The sequence below is a fragment of the Amycolatopsis sp. NPDC058340 genome (genome assembly GCF_042723975.1).
Taxonomy (GTDB): Bacteria; Actinomycetota; Actinomycetes; order Mycobacteriales; family Pseudonocardiaceae; genus Amycolatopsis.
The window spans coordinates 23,000-34,682 of record NZ_JBHXIB010000034.1 but is presented as its reverse complement, the minus strand read 5'-3'; the positions used below and the strand labels follow the sequence as shown (position 1 = coordinate 34,682).

Below are 11,683 nucleotides of genomic sequence, written 5' to 3'. Positions count from 1 at the left end.
CCTCCTCAGCGCAGGCGCACAGGGAGGGTCTCCAGGCCGTGGACCAGGGTGCTTTCCCGCCACCGCAGGGTTTCCGGTTCGGCGTCCAGGCCGAGCGCGGGGAACCGCTCCAGCAGTCCGCGCAAGGCGATTTCGGCCTCCAGGCGGGCCAGCGGGGCGCCGACGCAGTAGTGGATGCCGTGCCCGAACGCGAGATGACCCGACGCCGAACGCGTGACGTCCAGGCGGTCCGGGTCTTCGAACCGTCCGGCGTCCCGGTTCGCGCCCAGCAGGGAAACGAGCACGAACTCGCCTGCCGGGATTTCGACGGCACCGACGGGCACGGCTTCCTTGGTGAACCGGATGGTCGCCAGGTGGATCGCGCCGTCGTAACGCAGGAACTCCTCGACCGCGCCGGGCAGCAGGGCGGGATCGGAACGGAGGGCGGCCAGCTGGTCCGGCTCACGAAGCAGCGCCAAGACGCTGTTCGCGATCAGGTTGACCGTCGTCTCGAACCCCGCCACCAGCAGCAGGAACGCCATGGCCAGCAATTCGTCCGCGGTGAGCGAATCGCCTTCGTCGCTGGCGTGGATCAGGGCCGAAAGCAGGTCATCGGCGGGCTCGGCGCGTTTCTCTTCGATGAGGTCGACGAGGTACGCGTGCATCTTCGCGGCCGCGGCCTGGAGTTCCTCCGGCGTCGACCACGCGACCATCGTGTTCGACCAGGTCGCGAACGCAGGCTGGTCGCCCGCATGGACACCGAGCAGTTCGCAGATCACCCGGATCGGCAACGGGACGGCGAAAGCGGGCAGGAGGTCGGTGCGCTCGGCGTCGCCGATGCCGTCCAGCAGTTCCGCGGTGATCTGCTCGATCCTCGGCCGCAGACGGGAAACCGTTCGCGAGGTGAAGGCCTGGTTGACCAGTTTGCGCAACCGCGTGTGGTCCGGCGGATCCGAGTTGAGCATATGCGCGCCGAGCGCGCGTACGGCGTTGTCGGCCGCGGACTCGAAGCCGTCGCGTTCGAAGAGCCGCCGGATGGCCTCCGGATCCTTGCCCACCCGGGAATCCGAGAGGATCGCGCGGGCTTCGGCGTACCCGGTGACGATCCAGACCTCCAGGCCGCGCGGCAGCCGGACCTTGCGGGCCGGGCCCTCCTCACGCAGCAGCGCCGAAATCCGGTGCGGATCCTGGACGAGATCCCAGTCCAGGTTCTTCGGTTCCCCCATCGGTACGCCTCCCCCGGCGCGCCGGTCAGCGTTCGGCCAGCGCGGCCACCACTCGCTCGGTCACCTCGGTCCAGTATGCCCGCTGTTCCTCGCGCTCGTCGGCGCCCGCGAGCCATTCCTGGTGGAAACGGAGCGTGGTCTTCTGGTCGGTGCCGCTCACCGTGATCTGCAGGGTCGAGTCGTGGTCCCAGTCCTTCGGGCGCCAGGTCAGCCGGAGCTTGTCACCCTCGGAACGGCCGCGGATCTCGCCGGTCGTCCCGTTGGCCGTCTCGTACGCCGCGCCCAGCTCGTGACCGAGTTCGGCGCCCGGACCGAGCCAGATGCCCACGCCCTCGCGTCCGACCAGGAAGTCCCACACCTGGGTGCTGGTATACGGCACCGTCTGGGAAACGCCTACCTGCCAACCACTTCCGGCTGTTTTGGCCGTTGCTTTCACCACCGGGCCATCATCCCATCGGGTGTACCGTGCGACGGTCACCGGTCCGGGTGGAGGATGTCTTTCCGTGCGCTACCGTCCGATTTCTCCCGCTCTGCTGGTCTCCGAACTGACCGAGCGCATCACCTCGATCACGGGCCGCCGCCGGATCGCGGTCGCGATCGACGGCGCGGCCGGTGCGACCAACACCACAGAACTCGCCGACGCCCTGGTCGATCCCCTGCGGATCGCCGGTCACGCGGTGTTGCGGATCTCGGCGGACGACTTCCTCCGCCCCGCCTCATTGCGCTTCGAACGGGGCAAGGAGGATCCGGACTCGCGCTACAGCGACTGGCTCGACCTCGGTGCCCTGCGCCGCGAAGTGCTCGACCCGCTCGCCGAGGACGGCAGCGGCCTGGTCCTCCCGTCGCTCTGGGACCCGGTCCGCGATCGCGCCACCCGCGCCGAGCGCGTCGAATTGCCCGAGGGTGGCGTCGTCCTGCTGGACGGCGAGTTCCTGTTCGGCGCGGGGCTCGCCTTCGACCTGAGCGTGCACCTGTGGCTTTCGCCAGGAGCGCTCGAACGGCGGGTGCCCGACGCCTGGGCGCTCCCCGCCTATGCGCGCTACGAACAGGAAGTCGATCCGTCGGCGCTGTCGGACGTGGTGATCCGCGTCGACGATCCGAAGCATCCGGCGCGCTACGAACCCTGACGCCTCAGCGCACCGCCGCGACGGGATCACCGTCGAGCAGGCCGGAAAGCCTGCTGGCCATGGTGTCCCACCGCCAGTTCTCGCCCACCCAGTCGCGACCGGCGGCCCCCATCCGCCGGGCCCGCACCGGATCGGCCAGCAACGCGGCCAGCGTCTCCCGCAGCTGCTGCTCGTCGCGGCCGTCGACGACGTGCCCGGTGACCTCGTCCAGCACCGTTTCCGGCGCACCACCGGAATTCCCGGCGACGACCGGCAGCCCGGTCGCCGAGGCTTCCAGGTACACGATGCCGAGGCCCTCGACGTCGAGCCCCTTCCCGCGCGTCCGCGCCGGCATCGCGAAGACGTCGCCCGCGTTGTAATGCGCGGGGAGTTCCTTCCACGGCACCGATCCGGTGATGACGACGCTGTCTTCGACCCCCAGCGCTTCGACGAGCCCGGTGAGCGTCTTGCGGTACGGGCCGCCGCCGACGAGCAGCAGCGCCACGTCCGGGATCCGTTTGCGGAGCTCGGGCAGGATCTTGATCAGCATGTCCTGGCCTTTTCGCGGTACCAGCCGCGAAACGCAGACGATCGTCGGCCGGTCGGCGAGACCGTGCCGCTCGCGGATCTCCTTGCCCGCGGCCGGATCCGGCCGGTAGAGCGCGGTGTCGACGCCGCACGGCAGCATTTCCAGCCCCGCCATCGGGCCGAAGGCCGCCGAAAAGCGGGATCGCGTGTACTTGCTGACGTAGGTGATCACGTCGACGGTGTCGCCGATCCGCCGCAGCGCCTGGCGGGAACCGGGAAGCATCGACCAGCCGACCTCGTGGCCGTGCGTCGACGCCAGCACCCGGCGCGCCCCCGCCGAACGCAGCGGATGCCCCAGCAACGCCAGCGGCGCCGCGGCGCCGAACCAGACGGCCTCGCAGTCGCGGGCGCGCATGATCTCCTTGGCCCGCTTGAGCACGTCCGGGGTCGGCAGCATCAGCGACGTCGGATGGCGCACCACCTCGAACGGGGCGGCGGCGTCGAACTCGCCGTGCGAGCCGGTGCTCGACTCCCACGAGGGGGCGTAGACGACCAGGTCGTCCGCGGGCAGGCGGGTGGCCAGCGAGTTCAGGTAGTTCTGGATACCGCCCGGCCGGGGCGGGAAGTCGTTGGTCACCAGGAGCGTCCTCAGCACCCCTGCAGGCTACTTGGCCCGCCGCATGCGAAAGGGGCGGCACCGCTCGCGCGGTACCGCCCCTTGTCGTCTGTTCGTCAGGCCGTCGGGCGACGGGCGCCGACGTAGTTGTTCTGCAGTGGCGACACCTTGACGACGTCACCGGTGGTCGGCGCGTGCACCATCATGCCGTTGCCGACGTACATGCCGACGTGCGAGACCGGCGAGTTGTAGAACACCAGGTCGCCCGGCTGCAGCTGCGACCTCTGCACCGGGGCGCCGAAGGTCGACTGCTGACGGCTGGACCGCGGCAGGGTGAGACCGGCCTGCTTGTACGCCCAGAGCATCAGACCCGAGCAGTCGAACGACGACGGGCCGGTGTCGCCCCAGCCGTACGGGCTGCCGAGCTTGCTCTTCGCGGCCGCGAGGGCCGCCGCCGCGGCGGGACCCGGGGCGGGCAGGTTGGGGAACGCGCCGCCCTTGTCCTTCTGGGCGTTGCGATCCGCGGCGCTCAGGTTGCCGCCGGCCCGCTCGATCTCCTTGAGCTGGTCGGCCAGCGTCTTCTGGCGCGCCTCGATGTCCGTGGTCAGCTTGGCGGCCGCGTCACGGGCCGCGGTGGCCGTGTTCTGGGCGTCCGCCGCCTGCTTGGCCGCGGCCGCGGCCTGGGCGACGGCACCGCTCAGGTTGTTCAGAGCGGTGTTCTTGTTCGCGGCGAGCACCTCGAGCGCCGAGGAACGATCCAGGAAGTCCTGGGTCGACGCGCCCGACAGCAGCGACGACAGCTTGTTCAGCTGCACACCGCTGGTGAACGACGCACCGGCGAACTTGTTCACCTCGGCCTGGAAGGTCTTCTCGTCACCGGCCGCCTTGATACCGAGCTCCTTGGCTGCGGCGGCGTCGGCGGTCGCCTTGTCGAGCTCACCCTGCTTCGCGGCGAGGTCGTCCTTCGCCTTGAGGAGGTCTTCGTTCGCCTTCTCGGCCTGTGCCGCGAGGTCGCGGTACTTGGCGAGAGCGTCCGAGCCGGACGGGGGCTGTTGGAGGGCGGGGCCTGGGGCAGCGGTGGCGGAAGGCTGGGCCACTGTCACCGCGGTGATCACCGCGGCCGCGGCCAAAGCTCCTGACACCACGCGCTTGACTGGATGCGACTGCACGGTCGCGCGTGTCTCCTTTGCTGTCGGCCACCGACTCGGAACCCGGGCGAAGAGGTCGGGGGCCCTCTTCCGCGGAGCCGCGACGCCGACCGTGAGGCCCGCGCGGTTCCCCGCGTTCCCGCCTCGCGCCTGGCCGAGTGCTATCGCAACAGGTTTGGCGCTTGGCTGGTTCCGGTGCAGCTCCCCGACAAAGCTGCCTCAGTGGCGATCCCGTGTCGCCGTCTGGCGACGGCTTCCGGCCACGAGATCTCGGACAGGTTACGAAACCACGGGCACCACGTCCACCATGGCAAGCGCAAAAACTCTCCGTGATGCGCCGAAACACCTTCGGACCAGCATGAGCGGAAAGGTGTGACGGGCGTTACAGCCTGGGGCTGATCACGACTACCTACCGTTCACCCGATCGGATCGACCACTCGTCGAATGCCCCGGTCGAGGCGTGTCGTCAGGCCGATTTCCGGCGCTCCTGCTCCACGATCTCGACCATCCGGAGGCGGGGAACCATCCCGGCTTCGGCGAGCGCGTCGACCGCTTTCCGCTCGTCGGCGTCCCATTCGAGCGCGAGCGGCGCGCCGAGCAGGACACTGACGACACAGTCATGACATGCGTCACCGCGGACCGCGCACCGGTCGCAATCGATGACGAGCGTCTCTATATCCGCTATATCGGCGATGGCCTTGTCGTCCATCTCGGACTCCTCACTTTCAGTGGTGAGGTGCACATTAAGAGCGACCACCGACAGTTTCGGCCTCGTGAGTGGCAAGGACGGTTAGAACCGTCCTTACCACTCACGAGACCCGACCCATCCACAACCGCCTGCTCCATCCACAACTTGCGCCTGTCGCCCCTCTCCACGCTCCGTTCGGGCCAGTGTGAACGGCGTGCCCCTACACAAACGCTGGTCGGAAGAAGCCATCCCGGCCGAACAACGGCCGAGCTGGCCTGTCCTGCTGCAGGAGCAGCACGGGATCGTCACCAGAGCTCAGCTCTTCGCCTACGGACACACCAAGGCGGACATCGTCGCCAACCTGGACGCCGGGCGCTGGCAGCGTGTCCTGCCGCGGGTCTACGCGACCTTCACCGGCCCCCTCCCGCGAAACGCGAGAATGCACGCCGCCCTCCGTTATGGAGGTGGACACGCGGTTCTCAGCCATCGCACGGCGGCCGAGGAATGGCGTCTCCTTCCGATCGAAGAAGGTCCGATCGAGATCACCGTGCCGTATGCCGGCTCCGCCGTTTCCCAATCCCCGTTGGTGAAGGTCCACCGGTCGCGAGCGCTCCCGTACTCCACGGCCGAGGCGTGGCCGCCTCGTACCAAGCCCACGGACACGATCGTCGATCTGGCGGTCTCCCAGCCCACCGCTCGAGACGCGGTGAACGTCGTCGTCGATCTGGTGAGCCGGAGCAAGGTCCCGGTGTCCGCGATGCGCGACTGCGTCTCGATGCGCCCGCCGTTCCGCTTCCGCGCCGAGATCCAGCGAGGTCTCGAACTGGTGGACGGAGGCCTCATGTCGGCGCTCGAAGTGGAGTTCAAGGAACAGGTCGAGGAGCGGCACGGGCTACCACCGGGTGACCGGCAGACGGCGATCGAAGTCGACGGGAAGACGTTGTGGGAGGACGTCACCTATGACTCGCACGGGGCGGCCTTGACCGTCCGGCTGGACGGGCGGGCGACCCACGCGATGGCCTCCGTCGCGTTCCGGGACCGCCGACGGGACAACGCCGCCGAACTCGCCGGCCGGGCCCGCCTCGTCTACGGCTGGCAGGACGTCCGGGACTCACCGTGCGAGGTCGCGGCCGAGGTCCGCGCGATCCTCGTCCGGGAGGGCTGGCGACCGGCCGCCCGGCACGTCACCTGCCTTGTCTGCTCGTGAGTGGTAAGGACGGTTCTAACCGTCCTTACCACTCACGAGACGAGTCACACCCGGCTGAGCCGCGACACCAGCACCGCCGACGGCACCGGATGCGCGCCCTTGCCCCGCACCGAATCCGCCACCGCCCGGTCCGTGCTCGCGACCACCATCGGCCGTCCTGGCGGCTCGGCCGCGACGAGGGACCGGATGACGTCGTCCGCGAGCACACCGCGTTCGGAGAACAGCACCCGTACCCCGCGCGGCACGGCGGCGGGCACGGAAAGCACACCGGCCCCGTCGAACACCACGGTGACCTCGGCCGAAGTCCGCGCGGCGAGCGCGGACAGCTGATGGATCAGCCTGTCGCGCTGGTCGGAAAGCGCCAGCTCCGGATAACCGGTCTTCGTGACGTTGTAGCCGTCGACGATCAGGTGCACGTTGGGCAGCGCGAGATGCCGGTCGAGCGCGGTGACGTCCTGGATCTTGCCGCCCGCCCCGAGGCCCGACGTCGCGCCGCGCACCATGTCCGCCGGGCGACGGCCCCGCGCGCTCACCGAGAGTTCGCGGCGCAGCCCGCCGACGGCGCCTTCGATCGTGTCCAGCAGCAGCCCGAGCCTGACCTCGTCGGCCTGACGCGCCTCACGGGCGGACTGACGGGCGATCTCGGCGTCCGTGACGGCCTTCTCCGCCCGCGCCCGCTCTGTGGCGACACGCTGCCTCTCACGGTCCAACTGGGCCTTCAGCGCCTTGATCTCTTCGGCGCTCTCGGCGCCGCCGCTCTCCAGCTCAGCGCGGGCCTCGGCGACGGCGTCCTTCGCCTGGCGCAGCTGGACACCTTGTTCCCGGAGCCGCTTCAACAGCTTTTCGACCTCGGCGTCACGTTCGCCACGAGCACCACCGGCGATCTCCTTGGCCTCGCGCAGCTCTTCACGCAGCTGGGCCAGCTCGGCCTCCAGCCGCTGGTTGCGGGCCAGCGCGGCGTCCCGTTCGGCGCGCAACGCCGTCTCCTCGGCGTTCTTCGCCACCAGCCGGACCCGTCCGGCCGCGCCCGCCTCGCCGAGCAGCACGGCGGCGGCCGCGGCGGCGACGGAGTCGGGGGCGTTCGGGTCGAGGGCGTCCTTGCGGTGGTCGCGCAGCCATTCGGTGACCGCGACCCGGAACTGCGAAGACTCCCCCAACGCGGTGAGCAACGCCGTCCCGCCGAGTTTCGCGCGTTTCGCCGGGGCGAACTTCGCGACCGGGCGCAGCTGCCTCGGCACGTCGGCGACCGGCAGTTTGCCGACGGCGGCGGCCGCCAGCTCGGCGATCCGCTCCCGTACGGTCTCCGGCAGGGCCGTCCAGCCTTCGGCGGGCACCTCTTCGGACGTCTCCGTCGCGCCCGCGGACGCCACGACACCCGAGGGGCCGCCGGTGGCGTCCTCGGGCGTTTCGGGCACTGCGGGCTGCGGTTGCATCGCTCCAGCGTAGGCCCCATGCCCTCGGGGCGCGCTGGATGGGACGGCGTGCGCGCATCCTGGGATTGTCGGTGCCCGCCCCTACTGTGCCCGACCATGGACACCGGACGGCGGCCCGGCGCGGCGCAACTCGCCTTCGACGAGCTGGGAACTCCTTTGCGGGACATCACTTTCGTCGTATTCGACCTGGAGACCACCGGGACGAAACCCGGTCCGGACGGGATCACCGAGATCGGCGCGGTCAAGATCCGCGCGGGTGAGGTGGTCGGCGAGTTCGCCACCTTCGTCAATCCGGGGATGCCGATCCCGCCCCAGATCGTCGAGCTCACCGGCATCACCGGGGCGATGGTCTACGACGCTCCCCGGATCGAGCGCGTGCTGCCCGCGTTCCTCGAATTCATCTCCGGCGCCGTGCTCGTGGCGCACAACGCCGCCTTCGACACCGGATTCATGCGCGCGGCCTGCGAGGGGCACGGCTACCACTGGCCCAAGACGGCCGTCGTCTGCACGGTCCGGCTCGCCCGCCGGGTCATCTCCCGCGACGAGACGCCCAGCTACCGGCTTTCCGCGCTGGCGGCGTTGTTCGGCGCGCGCACGACGCCGAATCACCGCGCGCTCGCGGACGCGCGCGCCACCGTCGACGTCCTGCACGCGCTGCTCGAACGGGTGGGCAATCTCGGCGTCCACACCCTCGAAGAGCTGCTGGACTATCTGCCGGAGGTGACCGCGGCCCAGCGCCGCAAACGGTCGCTGGCCGAGCATCTGCCGTCGCGGCCCGGCGTCTACCTGTTCCGGGGCCCGAGCGACGAGGTCCTCTACGTCGGGACGTCGTCCGATCTGCGCCGCCGGGTCCGGCAGTACTTCACCGGTTCGGAGAGCCGGGGCCGGATCCGGGAGATGGTCGCGCTGGCCGAGCGGGTCGACGCGGTGGAATGCGCGCACGCGCTGGAGGCCGCCGTCCGGGAGCTTCGGCTGATCGCCGCCCACCGGCCCATGTACAACCGCCGTTCCAAGAACCCACGGCACGCGTGGTGGGTCGCGCTGACCGAGGAGGCGTTCCCGCGCCTGTCGGTGGTCCGCGTGCCGCGAGACGGGATGCTGGGGCCCTTTCGCACCCAGACCGACGCCCGGTCCGCCGCGGACACCCTCGCCGGTGCCTCGGGGCTGCGGACGTGCACGCAACGCATCTCGGCGACCGCGCCGAACGGGACGCCCTGTGTCCTGGCCGAACTCGGCCGCTGCGGTGCGCCGTGTGCCGGGAAGCAGACGGTCGAGGCGTACCGGCCGGGTGTCCTGGCGGTGTCCGGCCTCATCGCCGGAACCGACGGGCGGCCGCTGCGGGCCGCCGCCGAGCAGCTGGCCCGGCTCGCCGCGGCGGAGCACTACGAACAGGCCGCCCAGCATCGCGATCAGCTGGCCGGGCTGATCCGCGCGGTCGGCCGGGCACACCGGCAGTCGGCGCTGGCGGGTATTCCCGAGCTCATCGCCGCCGGGCCGGACGGGAACGGCGGCTGGGAACTGGCGGTGATCCGGCACGGCAGGCTCGCGTCCGCGGGCGTCGCGCGGCGCGGGGTGCCGCCGATGCCGGTCGTCGAGATGCTCGTGGCCTCGGCGGAGACGGTCATCCCTGGGCCCGGGCCGCTCTTCGGCGCGATCCCGGAGGAGATCGGCATCCTCCTGCGCTGGCTGACCCGTCCGGGTGTCCGGCTGGTGCGCACCACGCATCCGTGGGCGGAGCCGGCGGCTGTCGCGGGCGGATGGCGGGAATGGCTTGACCTGGCGGCGAGCGCGACGGCGTTGGAACGCGTGGCGGGCTAGGATTCCGGCACCGGATTCCCGTGAAACAGGAGGCGCTCTAGTGATCACCGCGATCGTATTGATCCAGGTCGAAGCCGATGCCATCCCCGAGGCGGCGCAGGCGATCGCGGACATCGAGGGGGTCCGCGAGGTCTACTCCTGCGCGGGCGACGTCGACCTGATCGCCTCGGTCCGCGTCGCGGCCCACGAGGATCTCGCGGATCTGATCCCGGCGAAGATCGGCAAGGTCCCCGGCGTGCTGAGCACCGTCACGCATATCGCGTTCCGCTCGTACTCGAAGGCCGACAGCGAGTCCGCGTTCGACATCGGCGTCGAAGGAGCTTGAGGAAAAACAAGAACCCCGCCCCGCCGGTGACTTTTTCACCAGCGGGGCGCATCTTGCGCGAACCGGCCAGTCGCGGTTAGCTGGGATCAGAATCGGAATTTCACTGGGGGAATTCCGGTACTGGGGATTCCGGGGTACGTACCGATGATCGATCCGTCATGGGATCGCGGCGATCGCCGCCATATTCACTCCACGCGAGCCACCGCACCGCCCGTCGGCGGGAGCGGCTTGCCGATCCATCACCGAAGCCGCCGGATACGCGGCCACTGACGAAGCCTTTCCCGGCGACTGAAACAGTCGCGGGGTAAGCGCGGGCGTTTTCCCGACAAGGATTCGAAGAACTTCGAATTCATCGCCGGCTCCGGTCCCGATTCCGGATGCCGTTGCCACCGACACCTTTCCCGGCGCCGTCCGGGAAGGGTCCCCGTTAATTCAACCTGCACCGAAGCTGACTGGGGGCTTGGAGTGTACAAGCGTATTTTGTCCTGCGCGCTTTGCGCCGCGGCGTTGTTCTCCGGGACGGTCGCCGTTCCGGCGGGGTTCGCCGCCGAAACCGGAGTACACGCCACGGCCGCGGCGATGACACCCGGTGAGATCGCCCGCTGGGAGGTCCTGACCCACGCCAGGTACAGCGTCCACAGCACGGTGAAGACGGACGCGTGGATCGCTCTGCTCAGCGAAGACCCGGAGGCGGCGTCCATCGAGTTCCTCCGCTATCCCGGCGGCGGGCTCGAATACGCGACACAGCGGGCGCTCAACCGCGACGAAGGCAACAAGCGATTCCTCCGCCGACTGCTGGAAACCCATCTCCGGGCCTACTCGCCGGAGGTCTACGACGCGGCGAACCACCATTTGACGGCGACCGCGTCCAAACGGGAACAGTTCTGTCACGGCGGCGGCTACGAAGCCGCGAAGGCGCGGGATCAGAAGTTCCGCGCCGACCTCGGCGAGCAGAAACGCGCCCTCGTCGAGGAGGACCGCCGATACGTGCGAATGCTCGCCGAGCGGGATCCGGGTACCCAGGTGAGATTCGCCGCGGCCTACGCGGTCCGCGAGGGATCGACCGACGACGACCTGACCGATTTCTTCGCGTGGGGCTGGGCACAGGGCGCGCGGCTGGACATCGAGACCTTCCGCGAAGAGATGTTGCGCCAGAACCGCCAATGGCAACTGACGATCACCCGGCTGATCGTCGACGCCGAAGCCGCCGAAAAGGCCGCACGGGAAATCGAAGGCGAAGCAGGCAAGGAGGCCCGCGACCAAGCCGCGGCCGCCTGGCGCAAGGTCGGCACCGAGGTCTCGCCGGTGCGGTCGAAATGGGAAGAGGCGAGGGACTTCGCCCAGCGGCAGGCGGAGACCTGGCACGCCATCCTGCTCGCCGCGCAGCAGGCCGCCCAGAACCCCAACTGGAAAGCGATCATCGACCCCGCGAGGACGGTCGAAGGCGACTGGACGGACAACCGGTCCCTTTCCGGCGAAAACGTCGAGTACTGGGAGTCGTTGCTGCGGAAGGCCCTCGAAGGCGAGCAGCGGATCAAGAACCCGAGCTGATCATTCCGCCGTCCGGTTTCCCGCGGCGGCTTCCTCTCGAGAATAGGTGACTGGGGTA

At 69.8% G+C, this 11,683-nt stretch carries 11 protein-coding genes; 5 read left to right on the top strand and 6 right to left on the bottom strand.

The features are described 5' to 3' along the window. Nucleotides 1-5: 5 nt before the first annotated feature. Nucleotides 6-1,205 carry a cytochrome P450 gene (locus ACFWIW_RS29305; RefSeq protein WP_378371448.1) on the bottom strand — a complete coding sequence of 400 codons (1,200 nt, stop codon included), beginning with the start codon at nucleotides 1,203-1,205 and terminating at the stop codon, nucleotides 6-8. A gap of 25 nt (nucleotides 1,206-1,230) precedes the next feature. Beyond that, nucleotides 1,231-1,584 (bottom strand): SRPBCC domain-containing protein, encoded by a 354-nt coding sequence (locus ACFWIW_RS29300; protein WP_378371447.1) that lies wholly within the window; start codon nucleotides 1,582-1,584, stop codon nucleotides 1,231-1,233. Between the two features lie 124 nt (nucleotides 1,585-1,708). Between ACFWIW_RS29300 and ACFWIW_RS29295 the strand changes: the two genes are divergently transcribed. Beyond that, on the top strand, nucleotides 1,709-2,332 hold the full coding sequence (locus ACFWIW_RS29295; RefSeq protein ID WP_378371446.1) for a uridine kinase: 624 nt from the start codon (nucleotides 1,709-1,711) through the stop codon (nucleotides 2,330-2,332). 4 nt (nucleotides 2,333-2,336) lie between these two features. Here the strand turns inward: ACFWIW_RS29295 and ACFWIW_RS29290 are convergent, their stop codons facing one another. From ACFWIW_RS29290 to ACFWIW_RS29280, 3 genes are all read right to left on the bottom strand, one after another. Next, entirely contained in the window at nucleotides 2,337-3,494 is a 1,158-nt protein-coding gene (locus tag ACFWIW_RS29290) for a glycosyltransferase family 4 protein (RefSeq protein ID WP_378371445.1), read from the bottom strand. A gap of 77 nt (nucleotides 3,495-3,571) precedes the next feature. Beyond that, nucleotides 3,572-4,624, bottom strand: coding sequence for a C40 family peptidase (locus ACFWIW_RS29285; RefSeq protein ID WP_378371444.1), 1,053 nt, complete (start codon nucleotides 4,622-4,624; stop codon nucleotides 3,572-3,574). Nucleotides 4,625-5,069: 445 nt separating this feature from the next. Continuing rightward, nucleotides 5,070-5,312, bottom strand: coding sequence for a hypothetical protein (locus ACFWIW_RS29280; RefSeq protein WP_240594053.1), 243 nt, complete (start codon nucleotides 5,310-5,312; stop codon nucleotides 5,070-5,072). 193 nt (nucleotides 5,313-5,505) lie between these two features. On the opposite strand from ACFWIW_RS29280, the gene ACFWIW_RS29275 reads away from it, so the two are divergent. Next, nucleotides 5,506-6,498: a hypothetical protein gene (locus tag ACFWIW_RS29275; protein WP_378371443.1), complete on the top strand. Its 993-nt coding sequence runs from the start codon at nucleotides 5,506-5,508 to the stop codon at nucleotides 6,496-6,498. Nucleotides 6,499-6,542: 44 nt separating this feature from the next. Here ACFWIW_RS29275 and ACFWIW_RS29270 read toward each other — a convergent pair whose 3' ends face one another. Beyond that, a complete protein-coding gene (locus tag ACFWIW_RS29270; protein WP_378371442.1) occupies nucleotides 6,543-7,931 on the bottom strand; it encodes an NYN domain-containing protein in 1,389 nt (462 codons plus the stop codon). A gap of 96 nt (nucleotides 7,932-8,027) precedes the next feature. Here ACFWIW_RS29270 and ACFWIW_RS29265 point away from each other — a divergent pair, with 96 nt between their 5' ends. The 3 genes from ACFWIW_RS29265 to ACFWIW_RS29255 all read left to right on the top strand — a co-directional run bounded on the left by ACFWIW_RS29265 (nucleotide 8,028) and on the right by ACFWIW_RS29255 (nucleotide 11,625). Further along, the gene (locus ACFWIW_RS29265; RefSeq protein ID WP_378371441.1) at nucleotides 8,028-9,749 is read left to right on the top strand and encodes a DEDD exonuclease domain-containing protein; all 1,722 of its coding nucleotides are present in this window, start codon (nucleotides 8,028-8,030) and stop codon (nucleotides 9,747-9,749) included. A 40-nt stretch (nucleotides 9,750-9,789) separates the two neighbouring features. After that, a complete protein-coding gene (locus ACFWIW_RS29260; protein WP_005154220.1) occupies nucleotides 9,790-10,074 on the top strand; it encodes an Lrp/AsnC family transcriptional regulator in 285 nt (94 codons plus the stop codon). A 465-nt stretch (nucleotides 10,075-10,539) separates the two neighbouring features. Further along, nucleotides 10,540-11,625 (top strand): hypothetical protein, encoded by a 1,086-nt coding sequence (locus tag ACFWIW_RS29255; RefSeq protein ID WP_378371440.1) that lies wholly within the window; start codon nucleotides 10,540-10,542, stop codon nucleotides 11,623-11,625. Nucleotides 11,626-11,683 lie beyond the last annotated feature (58 nt).